This window comes from Streptomyces actinomycinicus (genome assembly GCF_016741775.1).
GTDB lineage: Bacteria > Actinomycetota > Actinomycetes > Streptomycetales > Streptomycetaceae > Streptomyces > Streptomyces actinomycinicus.
Genome location: NZ_JAERRK010000006.1, coordinates 20,279 through 36,044, shown reverse-complemented (window position 1 = coordinate 36,044; position 15,766 = coordinate 20,279). Strand labels below are relative to the sequence as shown.

Below are 15,766 nucleotides of genomic sequence, written 5' to 3'. Positions count from 1 at the left end.
GACACATGCACACGGTCCTGCTGCTGGCGGACGCACCGGCGCAGACGCTGCCTGCCAGATCGATGATGGCGTTCACCCTGGCCTCCCACATCATCCTGGTGCCCCTGGGCGTGGCGCTGCCGCTGATCACGCTGGTCATGCACGGCTACGGCCTGCGTCGTGCCGACGCCGACGCACTGCTGCTGGCACGGCGGTGGTCGGCCGTCATGGCGGTGCAGTTCGCGATCGGCGTGGTCACCGGCACGGTGCTGTCCTTCGAGTTCGGACTGCTGTGGCCGGGCATGATGGGCCGGTGGGGCGATGTGTTCGGCATCGGCTTCGGGGTCGAGGCGTGGGCGTTCTTCCTGGAGGCCGTCCTCATCGCCATCTACCTCTACGGCTGGCGAAGGCTGCCCTCCCGGATCCACTTCCTGCTCGGACTGCCCCTGCCGTTCGTGGCCCTGCTCGGCGCCTTCGGCATCCTGGCCGCCAACTCCTGGATGAACACACCGCGCGGCTTCACCCTCGACCCCGCCGGCAACCCGGTCGACGTGAAGATCTGGAAGGCCGTCTTCACCCCCATGTTCGGCCCGGAGTACTGGCACTTCGTCTTCGCGATGTTCGTGACGGCGGGATACGTCGTGGCCGGGGTCTACGCCGTCGGCCGGCTGCGCGGCCGCCGGGACCGCTACCACCGGCTCGGCTTCACGATCCCCTTCACGTTCGCCGCCGTGTGCACGCCCGTGCAGTTCGTGCTCGGCGACTCCATCGCCCGTCAGGTCTTCCACAAGCAGCCGGTGAAGTTCGGCGCCATGGAGATCGTCTGGAAGACCGACACCCACGTCCCGGAGTACCTGTTCGGCCGCCTGCACCCGGACGGGACCGTCTCCGGCGGCATCAGGATTCCGCAACTCGACTCCATCCTGGCCGGCTTCCGCCCCGACACGCAGGTCACCGGGCTGACCTCGGTCCCCGCGAGCGACCGGCCGACGGCCACCCAGGCCACCGTCGCCCACTGGGCCTTCGACACCATGGTCGGGATCGGCTCGGTGCTGCTCCTGCTCGCCCTCTGGTACGGCGTCCTGTGGCTCCGGCGCCGCCGGCTGCCCGAGTCCCCGTGGTTCTTCCGCGCCGCGGCCTGCGCGGGCGTCGCCTCCGTCCTGGCCGTCGAATGCGGCTGGATCACCACCGAGGTGGGCCGCCAGCCGTGGATCGTCTACCAGAACATGCGGGTCGCCGAGGCGGTGACGGCGACCCGCTCCACCAGCCTGTGGATCATGTTCGCCCTGGTCGTCGTCGTGTACGTCTTCGTGTTCGGCTCGTTCCTCGCGGTGCTGCTCAGGATGCGCTCACGCTGGCGGCTCGCCGACGAGCAGGGCGGGCCCCGGCCGGCCGAGGGGGCACCGGGGCCCGACACCCCCGAGACGGACACCCCGTACGGGCCGCGCTCGGCCGGGAGCCGACTGTGATCGCCGGGGTGATCGCCGTCGTCCTGCTGCTCGCGATCGCCGCCTACGCCTGCGGCGGCGGCACCGACTACGGGGCCGGCTTCTGGGACCTGGTCGCGGGAGGCGCCGAGCGCGGCGACCGCCCGCGCCGGCTGATCGACCACGCGATGGAGCCCGTCTGGGAGGTCAACAACGTCTGGCTGATCTTCGTGCTGGTGATCATGTGGACGGGTTTCCCCGTCTTCTTCCAGCAGGTCTTCACCACCATGTGGCTGCCCCTGGCGCTGGCCGCCGTGGGCATCGTGCTGCGCGGTGCCGGGTTCGCCCTGCGCAAGCCCCTCCGGCGGCCGGCCGGCCGGCGCCTGTACGGGGCGGTCTTCGCCGTCTCCTCGCTGCTGACGCCGTTCTTCCTCGGGGCCGCGGCCGGCGGGGTGGCCTCGGGCCGGGTGACCGCCACGACGACGGCGTCCACGGACGTCTGGGCCAATCCCACGTCCCTGCTGTTCGGCCTGCTCGCCATCGCGGCCACGGCGGCCCTCGGCGCGGTCTTCCTCGCCGCGGACGCCCGGCGCTTCGCCGCACCGGACCTGGACCGCTACTTCCGCCGACGGGCCCTGGGCGCCCTCGCGGCCGTCGCCGTGCTCGCCGTCGTCACCCTGTTCGTCACCCACGGGGACGCACCCCATGTGTGGCACGGCCTCACCCATGGCGTCGGCCTCTTCTTCGTGATCGTGGCGGTGCTGGCCACGCTCGCCACCGCATGGCTGCTGAACCGCCCCTCCGGCGCCTGGTCCCGGGTCACGGCGGTCGGTGTGGTCGCCTCGGCCGTCATCGCCTGGGGCATGGCGCAGCGCCCCTATCTCGTGCCGACCTCGCTGACCGTCGCCGAGGGCGCCGGCGCGCACACCACCCTGCGCTGGCTGGCCTTCGTCACCCTCGTCGCCCTCGTGCTCGTGATCCCCGCGGTGGCCCTGCTGTACTGGCTGGACACCCACGGCGAGCTGGAGGGCCTCACCGACGCCGATCTGCGGCGGGGCGGCGCCGGGGACGAGGGCTGAAGCGGTCCCCGGCTACTTCCTGTCCAGCGCCTCGTTCAGAGTGATGGCGGAGTCGATGAGGGCGAGATGGGTGAACGCCTGCGGGAAGTTGCCGAGCTGCCGGCCCGTCGGGTCGATCTCCTCGGAGTACAGGCCCAGATGGTTGGCGTACCCCATCATCTTCTCGAACACCAGCCTCGCCCGGTCCGTCCGCCCCGCGCGCGCCAGGGCGTCGACGTACATGAACGTGCACAGCGAGAACGTGCCTTCCGAGCCGCGCAGGCCGTCGGGCGAGGCACTGGGGTTGTACCGGTAGACGAGGCTGTCGCTCACCAGTTCCTGTTCCATGGCGTCCAGGGTCGCCTTCCACATCGGGTCCCCGGGGGTGAGGAACCCGACCGTCGCCATGCGCAGCAGCGAGGAGTCCAGGACGTCGCTGCCGTAGTGCTGCACGAAGGCCCGCCGGTCCTCGCTCCACCCCTTGGCCATGACCTGCTCGTAGACGGCGTCCCGTTCGGCCTGCCAGCGGCCGGACGAGGACGGCCACCCTTTCGCCTCGGCGAGTCGCAGCCCGCGGTCGAACGCCACCCACGACATCACCCGCCCGTACGTGAAGTCCTGGCGGCCGCCGCGGGTCTCCCAGATGCCCTCCTCCGCCTGGTCCCAGTGGTCGGCCAGCCAGTCCAGGTCCGTCCGCAGCGAGGCCCATCCGCCGTGCCCGACCTGGAAGCCGTGCCGGTGCGCGAAGTAGATGCTGTCCAGGGCCTCGCCGTAGATGTCCAGTTGGAGCTGGGTGGCGGCACCGTTGCCGATCCGTACCGGGGCGGAACCCGCGTAGCCCTCCCAGTGGCCGAGGATCTGCTCGGTCAGGTCGGAGGCGCCGTCGACCTTGTACATGATGTTGAGCGGGCCCGTGTTGCCGTCGCTGCCGGCCCGCTCGTCAACCCGGTCGCCCAGCCAGATGATGAATGCCCTGGCCTCCTCCGTGAAGCCGAGGCCCAGCAGCGCGTACACGGAGAAGGAGGCGTCCCGGATCCAGGTGAAGCGGTAGTCCCAGTTGCGCTCACCGCCCAGTTGCTCCGGGAGGGCAGCCGTCGGAGCGGCCACCAGGGCGCCGCTGGGCGCGAAGGTCATGAGCTTCAGCGTGATCGCGGAACGCTCCACCACCTCCCGCCAGCGCCCGGTGTAGCGGGACTGGGCCAGCCAGGAGCGCCAGAAGGCCACCGTCTCGTCGAAGAGCCGCCGGTGTTCGTCGCGGCGGACCTCCGCGGGCGGTCCCTCGGCCCCCAGGTCCAGGATCAGCCCGCGCTCCTGGCCGGCCCGCAGGGTCAGCGTGAGCTGCACGTCGCCGTCCCGGTTGGTGAGCGCCTCCGCGAGCCGCTCGTCCTCCGGTTCGCGGATGGGGTGCACGGTCAGTTCCGTGCCGTCCTCCGCGACGAAGACCGCTCCGTGCGGGGTGATGCGCAACTGGTGCTTGCTGCGCCCGTAGTCGAACCGGGGGGCGATCTCCACGTCGAACGTCATGGTGCCGCGCACACACCGGACCAGACGGACCAGCCGGTGCCGGTGCGTGGCCGTCGTACCGGTCACCGGCATGAAGTCGATCACCTCACCGGCACCCGCCTCGGTCATGAAACGGGTCACCAGGATCGCGGTGTCGGGCAGGTACAGCTGCTTGGTCGAGTGGGTCCGGTGCACCGGCCGGACCGTGCAGTGTCCGCCGTTCCGCTTGTCCAGGAGCGCCCCGAACACACTCGGCGAGTCGAACCGCGGGGCGCAGAACCAGTCGACCACGCCCTCGGTGGTCACCAGCGCCGCGGTCTGCAGGTCGCCGATCAGCCCGTGGTTCTCGATCAGCGGGTAGTCGTCCATCGGGGCGCCCCTTCCGGTGTGCGATTCACCCGAATGCACCCCCTCGGTCAGCGTAAGCCGCGCCTCCCGCTCAGGCTCGTCGGGTGCGGCCCCACCGCCCCCTGGCGATCATCCGTAGAGCGAGCGGGCTCCCGGGCTGTTGCCCTCGAAGCGCTGGCCCATGGCGATCTCGTCGCCCACTACGGACCAGACGGTGTCGTCGTCCTGGAACGGGAGCGGGTCGATGCCGCTCGTCTCCGCACGGATGCGGCCGACCTCGCCGTCCAGGCGCTCGAAGCCGGCTTCCTCGTCGTCGCCGCCGTCCCTGTCACCGCCGTCGCCGAAGGTGAACTCCTCCAGCAGGCGCTGGAAGCGGAAGGTGACCTGGACGAGGGAGGAGACGTCCGTGTGGAGTTCCCGCACGGCCTCCTCGTCGGGGTCGAAGGCGTGCACCGTGCCGGACACGGGGTCGAGGGCGAGGTGCGCGTTGAGCAGCCAGCCGATGACGGGCCAGTCACCCGCGCCGGCCGGGGCGTCCTCGAAGTCCTCGATGTGGACGACGTCCTGTACGAGGGGCAGCAGGCCGTCGTCCTCGTGGGGCTGACGCAGCAGGAGCGTCCCGGTGGGGACGCCTACGGTCTGCAGGAGGCGGGCGCCCTCACTGTCCGCGGCGGCGGGCGGGAAGGCGGTGGCGGGCACGGTCGCGATCCGGTCCTCGCCGAAGACGTCGGCGAGTTCGCCGCGGGTGACGTCGAAAAGCACAGCCGGAACTCCGAACTCGGCGTGGCACAGGGCCCAACGAACTTGCGGTCCGAGGGTATCGGGGCTGCCGACCGGTGCGGACGTGGACCGTTCCTGCACGTGCCGCGCCCGCGATTCGTCGCTCCGGAAAGCGTCACCAACCGAGCGTGTTCTCGTCAGCTCGTGTGTCCGGGGCCGGCATGACCGGGCGCGCGTCCTGGCAGGTGAAGCCGAGGCGGGTCAGTGCCCGGCGCATCTCGCCCGTCGTGAAGTCGCGTCGGTTGAGCCTGGTGATCACCTGCCCGACCTGCATCACGGGGTAGACCTGGCGGCCGATGGTCACGGACACACCGGTGACGGGTTCGGGCGTGACGCCACTCATCGACTGCTCGACCTCACTCTTGATCAGGTCGAAGGGGAATCTGGCGATGACACAGCGCATGGATGCCTCCACAGGGGCGGGGACGGACACCGGAGAACCGGCCACGTGACGGTGGCCGGACGGCGGTCAGGGGGCGAGAGCCAGGACGCCCAGGGCGTAGCCGTGCTCCAGTCGGCGTGCTGGGGAGAACCGTCCTCGAGGCGGCATGTCGAGGAATTCCGGCCGGCGCGGGCCGCCGCGCGAGGAATCACGAGATTGAGCCGAAGAGAAATGCGAAAATCCGGGTAAAACAATGGGCTGGGGCCCGCACCCCAAGAGCGCGGGCCCCAGCCGCATGCTGCGCGAGACCGGTGGCTCGCGAAGTTCGCGTCAGCGTCAGGCGGGAACGATGTTCTCGGCCTGCGGGCCCTTCTGGCCCTGCGTGACGTCGAAGGTAACCTTCTGGCCTTCCTGAAGCTCGCGGAAGCCCTGGGTGGCGATGTTCGAGTAGTGGGCGAACACGTCGGCGCCGCCACCGTCCTGCTCGATGAAGCCGAAGCCCTTTTCCGCGTTGAACCACTTCACGGTGCCAGATGCCATATTGAATCTCCCTTGGGGGGCAGTGCCGGTCTCCGCACTTTACGAAGCCGAGTCGCCGCGATGATCACCCCTCCGGAAAGATCCGGAAAGCTATGCAAAGAAAAGAATCTCTGGTAACCAAAACTGCAACGGGTATCACGCTAACACAGTCGACCGGAAGTGGCTATGTGCTTTCCGGGAACGCCTGCTGATTCTCATGCCGCCGGAGTCCGTATATCTGTATTGGCGGAACCAGGTATTCGCACGGGCGGGACTAGGTGTCCGCGCCGCGCCCGTCCAGCTCGCGGCGCATCTCCCGGTTCAGCCGGAGGGCGTCGTCGAGCCGGTTCTCCAGGGTGATGATGCGGCACGCGGCCTCGACCGGGGTGCCCTGGTCGACCAGTTCCCTGGCGCGGGCGGCGATGCGCAACTGACGGCGGGAGTAGCGGCGGTGACCGCCTTCCGAGCGCAGGGGCGTGATCAGCCCGGTCTCGCCGACGGCCCGGAGGAAAGCGGGGGTGGTGCCGAGAACGTCTGCCGCCCGGCCCATGGTGTAGGCGGGATAGTCGTCGTCGTCGAGGCTGCCTGCGGCAGGGGCGTTCTCAGCGGGCATGACACCTTCGTTCCGGGGGACGCGGCGAGGGACCCGGGAGTGCCTGGCACCCGGCTCCGAAGGATCCGGCGCCATCCGCGTCGTGCGACAACCCTATCGCCGGCGGGCATGGAGATGTGGGTTCGCCGTGACAGATATGCCTCTCGGGGCGCAGGCTCTTCGCTTTGAGCCGGCGACAGTTCGCGCGGGGGCGGACACGACGTCTTTGCTCGTGCGCATGAGGGCAGGTGAACACCGTCGCCGGCGTCAGGCCGCGATGCTCCGCCGGCTGCCGAGGCGAGCCTGCTCGCACCGCCCACCCCGGCGCAAGTGACTGAGATCACGGCCGTCCGTCACGCCTTTGCTGGACCTTTGCACAGTGCAGGGCTGTGAAGTGGTGACGATCATTAGGGTCAGGTGTTCGGGTAGCAGACGGAGGGGGAGCGTCAAGTCATGGGCGACAGCGGCGAGATACTCGACATCAAGATCGCCGATCTCAAGGCGACGGCACCGCACTTCCATGATCAGAGCGTTGCCCTCGCGCAAGCCCTCACGAAGCTGAGAAGCGGGCTGTCCGCGGCCGGCTCCCCCTGGGGTGACGACGAGCAGGGCGAGAAGTTCCACAAGGCCTACGGCCCACACGTCAAGCAGATCGAGCAGTCCACCCAGATCCTGGCCGACGGCCTGGCCAGCATCCGCGAAGCCATGGTCGACATGGCCGACGGCCACATCGAGAACGAGAAGCTGGTCCGAAGCATGTTCAGCCGGATCCACGTCGGTCACGACACCAAGGGCGACGGCAAGTGAGCGTCGCGGACAAGGCCCGCAAGGTCGTCCAGGACCTGACGGGCATGTGGTGGCCCGACGCCGACGAGGACGGACTACGGCGCGCCGCGAAGACGTGGAGGGACTTCGCCGACGACGTCGACGACGTCACCTCCGCCGCCAACAAGGCGGCGCGCTCCATCATCGAGCACAACAAGGGCGAGGCCATCTCCGCCTTCGACGACCCGTACTGGCGTCGCTACCACCACGACGGGCACGGCTGGCTGAAGGATCTGGCCACCGCCGCCCGGGACATGGCCAAGGCGCTGGACGCGTACGCGGACGCCGTGCACAGCGCGAAGAAGAAGCTGGAACACGAGCTGGAGATCGTCGGCGCCACCCTCGTCGCCGGTACCGCCCTGGCCATCTTCACCGCGGGCATCTCGGAAGGCGCGGCAGCGGCGGCCGCGCTCACTGTCGCGGACATGGCCGCCGGCCTGGGCATCGCAGTGACCGAGGAGATCGCCACCATCGCGGGCACCACCCTCGCCACGGCGGCCTTCGCCGGTGTCGAATCCATCACCGTGGACCTGGCCGTCACCCAGCCCATGGCCATCGCCCTGGGAGAACAGAAGGACGGACTCAACCTCGACGAGGCCCGCCAGGCCGGTGTGTACGGAGCGCTCCTGGGCGGCGGCTTCGGCGGTGCGGGCGCAACGTACCGGGCTGCCCGTGCCGGCGGCCTGAGCAGCTTCTTCGACAGCATCGACATCAATCTCCCCGGGCCTCGCATGGCCATCGCCGGGGTTCCGGGCGAGCTGGGGGGCGCCTCCGGCGACCTCGCGGCGGGTAACGGCTACGCGATGCGGACCGGCGGCTCCGAGGCCGGGGGTGCCGGGGCCGGGGGTGCCGGGGCGGGGAAGGGACCATGGCCTGCGGTGAGCGGCGTCGAAGGACCCGCGGGCGGTAAGACTCTCCGGCCCCCGAACGCCCGGCACACCGTCTCGGGTGCCGCCCACAGCGGCCGCAACGTCAGGGAGGCCAACAGCGTCGTGCTCCGCGGCTACGAGCAGGACATCCACCAGGACATCGCCGACATCGCGGCCGGCAAGGGCGCCTGGGACGACGCCACCAGCCGTTACGAGATCAACGGGCGTACGTACGGCGTCGAAGACACGGGCACGATGTACCCCGACAGTGGCACGGGCATCGTCAAGCTCGACCGGAACGAATACGCCGCACTCCAGCAGATCTCCAAGGCCAAGGGCGATATCGGCGCGGCACCGCAGCTGACCCGGAACCCGCGCTTCACCAACAACCCAGAGGCCGTCCAGAAGGCCCTGGACATTTACAACGGGACCTACTCACCATGACGTACAACCTCCTCACCGTGGAGCCCCTGACCCTCGACGCCGTCACGGCCGCACTCGCGCAGTGCCTGCACGTGGGCGTCCAGGAGGTGGACGTCGCCGACGAGAACACGGACCAGGACCTGCGCAACTGGGACGCCCTGGTGCTGTGCGAGACGGTGACCGTCCTGGGCGACGTGTCCACGTCTCTGGAGATCTATGTCCATGAGTCGGTGCAGCCACGACCCGGCGAACGCGAGATGGCATCCGCCTTCGCCCGGGCGGCAGGTGCCCTGGTCCTCTTCCCCGCCGAGGAGGCGCTGCCGAGCGCGTACTGGCTGGCCACGGAGAGCGGACTCGTCACCCGGTCCCGTGTGTACGAGTCCGACGACGAAGAACTCCGCTACACGATCGACAGGGTCGAGGCACCCGTCGACCGGCTCCCGCATGTCACGGTCGCGCGCATCCCCGAGGTGGTCCGTGAGCTGAAGATCGCCACCCCGCTCGGTGACGTCTTCGCCGCGCACCTGCACCGCATGCACCCGGAGGAGACCGGCACCCCGGGAACGCCGTTCTGGACGGCGAGGAGTTCCCTGGCCGCATGGGAGAAACTCGTCCGCCAGATGGAAGCCGCCTGGGCCCCCTCCGGCTGGTATCCGTCCGACCTCTACGCCGAACGCCTCGCAGCACGCGACAAGCTGGAGCACCTGCGCAACCAGCTCCCCGAGAACGTGACGGTCCTCCTGCAGAACGCCCTCGAGCCGCTCGACGCCCTCTTCGCCGCCCTGACGGTCGACGACACGGACGGCCTGCTCGGCAAGGAGCCGCTGCCCGGGGCGGACACCGCCGCACCCCACGGATGGTGGTGGACCCGCCGCCCGGATCCCCTGCCCTGGTGAACCGGCGCCGACCGGCTCTCACGTGCGGCGATCCCGGCGGCCGGCCGGTGCGGTACCGCAGCCGCTCACCAGCGGTGGTGAGCCGCGCCGAGCGGGTTCACGATGGAGGAAGCGGCGGAGTCAAAGCCGAAAAGTGATCAGGGCGCTGGACCGGTCGCCTCAGGGGCGGAGTCCGTCCCGCTCATACACGGGACACATGGGATACACGGGATACACGGGTTCCCGCGCGAGCACGTGCCCCCGCCGTCACAGGGATGCCCGCGGGGGATGCCCGCGGGGCGGATTCCGCCGTATCCGTGCCGGGGGACCGCCGCCTGCCGGGCCGCGAGGGGAAGCCGCGGATTCACAGGTCTGCGCAAACGACTTCCTCACCTCCGTGTCGAAATGTCGGAATACGTCCGGAAATGTGGGAGCGGGATACCAGCGACGACCAGAAGGAAGATCGTGATGCCTGCCGACAGCGAGTTGCTCAGGTCCGACGACAAGCGGCTTGAGGAGTTGTTCCGCAAGAGTCCGGCCGGTGAGATCCCCAAAGGCCCGATGGAGGGTATGGCGATCCTGCCGGGGGCAGGCACTGCGGCGGCGCAGCTGCTGGCCGGTGTGGTGCATCTGCTCTTGTGGCGCGGGAAAGTGTTCAGCCCGGACGGGTACCTGAGCAATCGACTCTCACCGCTGGACATCTCGTCCATCGTCGCCATGGTCGGACCCGGCCCGAGCCGCCTGGACGACCAGGAGTGCATCGTCATCGACTACTCCCACACGTCCCTGCTGTTCGGGGGCGTACGGGACGAGATCCGCCAGGTCGGTCCGCACCTGTACCTGGGCCTGATCTGGCTGGCCGGCCGCAAGGTCGGCTGGTTCTCGCTGCGCGAACCGGAGAGCGGCGACCAATAGCCCGATCGCGGCCGAACTGTGAAGCCCGTTGGCGCCTCAGGCCCCGGCCCCCGGGCGGGGGTTCTGCCTCGTGCTGCCCCGACGAAAGGCCCCGACCTTGTTCACCCCCCGGACAGACACCCGCAGAGCAACGCCCCGAACCTCGGGCGTCACCGGCAGGACCAAGCCGCCTCCCGCCCTCGCAGGCATCGCCCTGGCCGCGTCGGCCACCATGGCACTGGTCGCGGCGACTCTTCCCGCTACGACGCCTCCCGGCACCCCGCCCCCGCTGCACGGGACCGTCACCAGCGCGGGAAAGCCCTTGGCACACGCCGATGTCACGCTCTTCGCCGGAGACCGGCAAGGGGCCCGGGAACTGGGACGCGCCACCACCGACGCCAACGGAACCTTCCGGCTCCGGACCGACCAGCGCACGGGCTCCGTGCTGTACGTCGAAGCCGTCCCCTCCGGGGACCGGTCGCTGCGGCTGCGCTCCGTCATGGGATTCGGACCGGACGGCGGGGTGCCGCAGCGCTCCGAATCCGCTGTCACGGTCAACGAGTTCACCACCGTCGCCGCCGCCTACGCACTGGCGCAGTTCACCGACGCGCACGGCATCGCCGGTCCGAGCCCCGGCCTGGAGAACGCCGCGGCCACGTCCTACAACCTCGCCGACCCCGCCACGGGGAAGCCCGGCAAGGTCGTCACCGACCAGAACAACGGCAGCAAGAACGACACCCTGGCCACCCTCGGCACCCTGGCCGACCTCGTCTCTCTCTGCGCGCCGGGAGCAGACACCGGGCACTGCCGGGACTTGCTGCGCCTGGCGACACCACAAGGCGGGGGCGCTCCGGCGGACACGGCGCAAGCAGTGCTCAACCTCGCCCGCAACCCGAGACTGGCCACCGGCGAGCTGTACGCCCTGGCCGGACAGGCACACACCTACACCCCTACGCTCGCCGGGGCACCCACGGCCTGGGTCCTGGCCCTGCACTACACCGCTCCCCAGGTCTACGCCCCCGGCCGTATCGCCCTCGACGCCAAGGGCAACGTCTGGGCCGCCAACAACTGGCTGCCCGGGACACGGAATCCCAGCCCTTACGTCACCGTGCAGGACCCGGTGGGCAACCCGGCCCTGAACAGTCCCATCAGTGGCGGCGGCATGAAGGCAGGCGCCTGGGGCATCGCCGTCGACCACGAGGGGTTCGTGTGGGTGCCCAGCTACGCCGGCAACGCCATGTCCAAGTACTCGTCGACCGGTGAGCCGCTGTCACCCGACACAGGGTTCAAGAACGGCGACCTCAACCACCCCCAGGGCACCGCGGTCGACCAGAAGGGCAACATCTGGATCGCCAACTTCTACGGTCTCAAGGGAAATCGCGGCCAAGGAAGCGTGATCGTCTACCCCCACGGTGACCCCTCCAAGGCGATCACCATCACCGGCGGTGGCCTCGACCACCCGTTCTCCGTCCAGATCGACGGGTACGGCCGGGCCTGGGTCTCCAACGCCCGTCTCGACGGGGCGAAATTCATGGACACCCGTGTACCCGAGGGCCACGTGGGCGGCAGCGTCACCGTCATCGGTCCCGACTTCAAACCGACCTCGTTCTCCCCCATCAAGGATCCGTCGTTCGACTGGCCCCTCGCGCTCGCCGTCGACTCCGGGAACAACGTCTGGGTGCCCAACTTCGTCAGCAACTCGGTCACTGAACTCGGGCCCGACGGAAGGGTCGCGGGCGTGTACAAGCTGCCCAAGCCCATCGGTCCCTGGTCCATAGCCATCGACGGGTCGGACCGCGTATGGGTCGCCGGCTTCGCCGGCCCCTCCGTCTCCGTCCTGTGCGGCGCGGACACCAGTGCCTGCCCGCCCGGCTCCACCACCGGCTCCGTGCTGTCACCGCCCAGCGGCTACCGCAGCAAGTCGATCCAGCACCTCACCGCCGTCCAGCTCGACCAGTCCGGCAACGTCTGGCTGGCCAACAACTGGTCCGAGTTGGTCCCGCCCACCGGCGGCGTCGGCCTGGTCGAACTCGTCGGAGCCGCCACACCCGTCTGCACACCCCTCACCCCCGTACCCGCACGCCCGGCGACGACCGGCTCAACCGCCTGCCCGTCCCAGACCAGCACGCAGCCCAGATGACGACAGAAGGACGTACCGCCCGGGGTGCCCGACGGCGTGCGGTGGTCAGCGGGCGCTGCCGAGGCTGCGGTCGGCGTCGGACCCCTCGAGCATCAGGGTGGTCTTCGGTGAGGGCGGCCTTGACGCCGGTGCGGGTCATGAGAGGTCCTTCGAGTGGATTCGGACGAGCGGATTCGGACGACGAGCGGATTCGGACGAGAGGGGATGCGCGGCGGAGCCAGGCGGGCCGGGGCCTCAGGTGCCGGTGCCGGTGCCGGTGCTGGTGCCGGTGAGGGTGTCGTCGAGCCAGTCGTAGATGCGGGCGAGGGCGAGACGCATGGCGCCGGGGTGGCAGTGGGCCCCTGCGCCTTCCTCGCCGGTGAACACCATCAGGGTCCTGGGGCAGGTGAGGTGGTCGTAGAGCTGTTCGGGCTGGCCCTTGAAGAACTCGTCCTCGGCGGCGTCGCAGACGAGGGTGGGGCACCGGATCTTCTCGGCTATGCCGCCTGCGAGGGTGTAGTCGAGGTAGGAGGTATTGAAGGCCCGCGGGGTGTCGACGCCCATGACGTACATGCCGTGGTTGATCGCCCAGCGCGCGGTCGCGTCCTTGGCCATGATCTGCTCGAACGCGGCGTCGAGTTCGGGGGCGGATTCGGCGCGCAGGAGACGTTCGGCCGCCTTGCGGTCGCCGGGGATGTTACGGACGGATATCTGGCCGAGGTCGTACACGCCGTCGACGGCTATCAGCGCGGCCAGGCGGTGTTCGAAGGCGGCCGCCCGCGGTGCGAGGACGCCGCCCATGCTGGAACCGAGGAGTGCGATGCGGTCGTTGTCGACCTCGGGGAGGGTTTCGGCGAAGTCCACGACGGGGGTGATGACGTTCTCCCAGTCGGGGCGGAAGACCAGGTCCTGGTGGTGGCGGGGGCCGGGCTGGCCGGGTCCGTCGAAGACCAGCACGGTGTAGCCACGCTCGGCGCCGGCCAGTGCCCCGAAGAAGTGCATCTCCTCCGCCGTGCCGTCGAAGCCGTTGTGCATGATCAGGGTGGGCCGGGGTGTCCCTGAGCCGTCGGCCCGGTAGAGGTAGCCGGGCAGGGCGGTGTCCTCGTAGGGGATGCTGACCGGTTCGATGACCGGGGTGAACAGCGCCGCCGCGGCCCGGAAGCAGGCCACGCTGCGGTCGTAGGCGTGGTCGTGGCGGGGGTCGCAGGGGTGACCGTGCAGGAAGAACTCTGCCGACCGGTAGTAGTTCGAGGCACGCAGGAAACCGTCCCGGGCGCTGACCGTGTGGCCGGCCTCCAGCGCCTTCTCGGCCTCGCCGGACACGCGGTCGGCGGTCGCGAGCCACTCGGTGTGCCAGCTGTCGTAGTCGCCCTCGACGATGCGCTCACCGGTGGCGACGACCTCGCCGAAGTCGGCGCCGCCGTAGGCGATGTGGCTCATCGAGCGCAGGGTCTCGTACCAGAACTGGGGGTTGTCGGGAAACAGCAGGTTCTTCATCATGCACTCCCCTCACCGTAAGCACGGATCTGTGCTTACGGCTACGACTGTAGACCTTCAGGGCGCCCATAAGCAAACATCTGTGCTTACGATGTAGGGGTGACTTCGAAGCAACCGACCTCGCGCATCCGCAAGAGCCCCGAGCAGGTCCGCTCGGCCGTCCATCAGGCGGTCATCGACCTGATGTCCGCCCCCGGGGGCGTGGAGCTCACCATCCCCGCGATCGCCCACCACGCCGGGGTCAACCACACCAGCGTCTACCGGCGTTGGGGCAGTCGTGAGGCGCTCCTGGCCGACGTGGTCACCACCCGCCTCGAACGGGACTGGCCGTTGCACGACACCGGCACCCTGCGCGGGGACCTCACCGCATGGGCGGAAGCGGGGGTGGCGAGCATCCGCACACCCGAAGGCCGTCTCCTCGTACGAGCCGTCGCCCTGTCCATGCCGAGCAGCGCCCACACGCAGGCGGAACGCGCGCAGCACTTCCAGCGCCGGCTCCACTCCATCGAGCGCATCCGCGAGCGGGCCGCAGCCCGTGGCGAGAACCCCCCGCCCGTGGAGGAGATCCTCGACCAGCTCGTCGCACCGCTCTACCTCCGGGCGATCTTCGGCATCGACCCACCGGCCACCGGCTATCCGGAACTCCTCGTCGACAGACTGCTCGGCAACACGCGTACGCCGGGCACGGCGGAAGCGTGAGCAACCTCCGGCACCGGGGCGCCCACGGCCCGGAGGGCGTCGCGGAGGGCCGCGGACGCCGGCCCGTCCGGCGGCACCGCACCCCCGGTGAAGGCGGGGCTCCGGTGCCACCGGACGGCGGCTGTGCCGTGGGAAGCCGGGGCGGTTACCAGGAGAGGGCGTCCGCCGCGTTGTCCTGCCAGTAGGTGACGACGGCGGCGCTGTTGAAGAAGACACCGCCGTTCGGCAGCTTCAGGGTCTTCTCCTCGCCGGTCGCCGTGCCCGTCCGGTCGGCGAAGATCACGCCCAGCGTCTTCTCCGTGCCGCCGCCCTCGCCGTCGGGAGTGGACGTCGTGATGCCCGCGTACGCGGACTGGCCGGGCTCGAGCGTCACCACGGCCTGCGGCGTGGTCTCCTCGGCCCACGCCAGCGGGGCCTGGGCGTCGGCGCCGGCCCTCAGGTAGGGGGAGCTGTAGGCGTAGCAGGGCTTGGTGCCGGTGTTCGTGGCCTTGAGCAGCAGGTGGTTGATCGGGCGGGACACCTCGGTGACGGTCAGCTTGGTGTTCGCCGTGGTGCAGGTGGTGACCGAGGGGGCCGTCTTCGTGGCGGCGGAGGCGGGCTGGGCGGCCTGGAAGCCGACGAGCGCGAGGGCGGCGACGGCCATCGAGGAGGCGGCCGCGCGGGAGACGGAACGAGTGGCGATACGCATGAAGGGACTGCTTTCTCCGGGCATGCGGAAGATGATCTTCCGAATGTCGATCGTGCCGGTCGGTCTTGTCCTGGCCGTGCAGCGCGGGGCGCGGACGACGCGCCGTGAACGCGGGCCGCGGACGCGGAGTTGAACGAGGTCGATCACCGTGTCCGACAAGGCGCCGTGCTTGGGATGACCCAAGCCTGCGCCATGCGGCGTCCCATACGCCGTTCCCTCGGCATTTTTGGGACGCTGGGATGCGCGAACTGGCTCTGACCTGGGGGAACGTGACCTCTCTGGGATGCCG

15 protein-coding genes are annotated in these 15,766 nt (G+C 69.8%); 8 read left to right on the top strand and 7 right to left on the bottom strand.

Features of this window, described 5'->3' with window-relative positions:
* The first annotated feature begins 5 nt into the window (after window positions 1–5).
* Window positions 6–1,448 carry a cytochrome ubiquinol oxidase subunit I gene (locus JK359_RS14070; protein WP_201835521.1) on the top strand — a complete coding sequence of 481 codons (1,443 nt, stop codon included), beginning with the start codon at window positions 6–8 and terminating at the stop codon, window positions 1,446–1,448.
* Window positions 1,445–2,485, top strand: a complete 1,041-nt coding sequence (locus JK359_RS14065; protein ID WP_201835520.1) for a cytochrome d ubiquinol oxidase subunit II — start codon at window positions 1,445–1,447, stop codon at window positions 2,483–2,485. The genes JK359_RS14070 and JK359_RS14065 overlap by 4 nt, the downstream gene beginning before the upstream one ends.
* Before the next feature lie 12 nt (window positions 2,486–2,497).
* On the opposite strand, the gene JK359_RS14060 is transcribed toward JK359_RS14065, so the two are convergent.
* The 5 genes from JK359_RS14060 to JK359_RS14040 form a co-directional block, all read right to left on the bottom strand.
* Complete coding sequence (locus JK359_RS14060) at window positions 2,498–4,336, bottom strand: glycoside hydrolase family 15 protein (protein WP_201835519.1); 1,839 nt, start codon at window positions 4,334–4,336, stop codon at window positions 2,498–2,500.
* Between the two features lie 108 nt (window positions 4,337–4,444).
* The gene (locus JK359_RS14055; RefSeq protein ID WP_201835518.1) at window positions 4,445–5,077 is read right to left on the bottom strand and encodes an SUKH-4 family immunity protein; all 633 of its coding nucleotides are present in this window, start codon (window positions 5,075–5,077) and stop codon (window positions 4,445–4,447) included.
* 133 nt (window positions 5,078–5,210) lie between these two features.
* Window positions 5,211–5,498: an SCO5918 family protein gene (locus tag JK359_RS14050; protein WP_201835517.1), complete on the bottom strand. Its 288-nt coding sequence runs from the start codon at window positions 5,496–5,498 to the stop codon at window positions 5,211–5,213.
* A 315-nt stretch (window positions 5,499–5,813) separates the two neighbouring features.
* On the bottom strand, window positions 5,814–6,017 hold the full coding sequence (locus JK359_RS14045; RefSeq protein ID WP_069779708.1) for a cold-shock protein: 204 nt from the start codon (window positions 6,015–6,017) through the stop codon (window positions 5,814–5,816).
* A gap of 253 nt (window positions 6,018–6,270) precedes the next feature.
* Window positions 6,271–6,609: a MerR family transcriptional regulator gene (locus JK359_RS14040; protein ID WP_201835515.1), complete on the bottom strand. Its 339-nt coding sequence runs from the start codon at window positions 6,607–6,609 to the stop codon at window positions 6,271–6,273.
* A gap of 432 nt (window positions 6,610–7,041) precedes the next feature.
* On the opposite strand from JK359_RS14040, the gene JK359_RS14035 reads away from it, so the two are divergent.
* The 5 genes from JK359_RS14035 (at window position 7,042) to JK359_RS14015 (ending at window position 12,614) form a co-directional block, all read left to right on the top strand.
* Window positions 7,042–7,395, top strand: a complete 354-nt coding sequence (locus JK359_RS14035; protein ID WP_201835513.1) for a WXG100 family type VII secretion target — start codon at window positions 7,042–7,044, stop codon at window positions 7,393–7,395.
* Window positions 7,392–8,726 carry a WXG100-like domain-containing protein gene (locus tag JK359_RS14030; protein WP_201835511.1) on the top strand — a complete coding sequence of 445 codons (1,335 nt, stop codon included), beginning with the start codon at window positions 7,392–7,394 and terminating at the stop codon, window positions 8,724–8,726. Before JK359_RS14035 ends, JK359_RS14030 begins: the two co-directional genes overlap by 4 nt.
* Window positions 8,723–9,601, top strand: a complete 879-nt coding sequence (locus JK359_RS14025; protein WP_201835509.1) for a hypothetical protein — start codon at window positions 8,723–8,725, stop codon at window positions 9,599–9,601. Before JK359_RS14030 ends, JK359_RS14025 begins: the two co-directional genes overlap by 4 nt.
* A 447-nt stretch (window positions 9,602–10,048) precedes the next feature.
* Complete coding sequence (locus JK359_RS14020) at window positions 10,049–10,495, top strand: hypothetical protein (RefSeq protein ID WP_236677833.1); 447 nt, start codon at window positions 10,049–10,051, stop codon at window positions 10,493–10,495.
* A gap of 301 nt (window positions 10,496–10,796) precedes the next feature.
* Entirely contained in the window at window positions 10,797–12,614 is a 1,818-nt protein-coding gene (locus tag JK359_RS14015) for an NHL repeat-containing protein (protein ID WP_236677832.1), read from the top strand.
* Window positions 12,615–12,848: 234 nt separating this feature from the next.
* On the opposite strand, the gene JK359_RS39835 is transcribed toward JK359_RS14015, so the two are convergent.
* On the bottom strand, window positions 12,849–14,093 hold the full coding sequence (locus JK359_RS39835; RefSeq protein WP_269139005.1) for an alpha/beta hydrolase family protein: 1,245 nt from the start codon (window positions 14,091–14,093) through the stop codon (window positions 12,849–12,851).
* 96 nt (window positions 14,094–14,189) lie between these two features.
* Here JK359_RS39835 and JK359_RS14005 point away from each other — a divergent pair, with 96 nt between their 5' ends.
* Window positions 14,190–14,789: a TetR/AcrR family transcriptional regulator gene (locus JK359_RS14005; RefSeq protein ID WP_307788102.1), complete on the top strand. Its 600-nt coding sequence runs from the start codon at window positions 14,190–14,192 to the stop codon at window positions 14,787–14,789.
* Window positions 14,790–14,934: 145 nt separating this feature from the next.
* Here JK359_RS14005 and JK359_RS14000 read toward each other — a convergent pair whose 3' ends face one another.
* Complete coding sequence (locus JK359_RS14000) at window positions 14,935–15,477, bottom strand: DUF4232 domain-containing protein (RefSeq protein ID WP_201835506.1); 543 nt, start codon at window positions 15,475–15,477, stop codon at window positions 14,935–14,937.
* Window positions 15,478–15,766 lie beyond the last annotated feature (289 nt).

Excerpts from the sequence above, each read along its gene's own strand:
- JK359_RS14070 (WP_201835521.1), top strand. The coding sequence starts at position 6 with ATGCACACGGTCCTGCTGCTGGCGGACGCACCGGCGCAGACGCTGCCT.
- JK359_RS14060 (WP_201835519.1), bottom strand. The coding sequence starts at position 4,336 with ATGGACGACTACCCGCTGATCGAGAACCACGGGCTGATCGGCGACCTG.
- JK359_RS14050 (WP_201835517.1), bottom strand. The coding sequence starts at position 5,498 with ATGCGCTGTGTCATCGCCAGATTCCCCTTCGACCTGATCAAGAGTGAG.
- JK359_RS14045 (WP_069779708.1), bottom strand. The coding sequence starts at position 6,017 with ATGGCATCTGGCACCGTGAAGTGGTTCAACGCGGAAAAGGGCTTCGGC.
- JK359_RS14040 (WP_201835515.1), bottom strand. The coding sequence starts at position 6,609 with ATGCCCGCTGAGAACGCCCCTGCCGCAGGCAGCCTCGACGACGACGAC.
- JK359_RS14035 (WP_201835513.1), top strand. The coding sequence starts at position 7,042 with ATGGGCGACAGCGGCGAGATACTCGACATCAAGATCGCCGATCTCAAG.
- JK359_RS14025 (WP_201835509.1), top strand. The coding sequence starts at position 8,723 with ATGACGTACAACCTCCTCACCGTGGAGCCCCTGACCCTCGACGCCGTC.
- JK359_RS14020 (WP_236677833.1), top strand. The coding sequence starts at position 10,049 with ATGCCTGCCGACAGCGAGTTGCTCAGGTCCGACGACAAGCGGCTTGAG.
- JK359_RS39835 (WP_269139005.1), bottom strand. The coding sequence starts at position 14,093 with ATGATGAAGAACCTGCTGTTTCCCGACAACCCCCAGTTCTGGTACGAG.
- JK359_RS14000 (WP_201835506.1), bottom strand. The coding sequence starts at position 15,477 with ATGCGTATCGCCACTCGTTCCGTCTCCCGCGCGGCCGCCTCCTCGATG.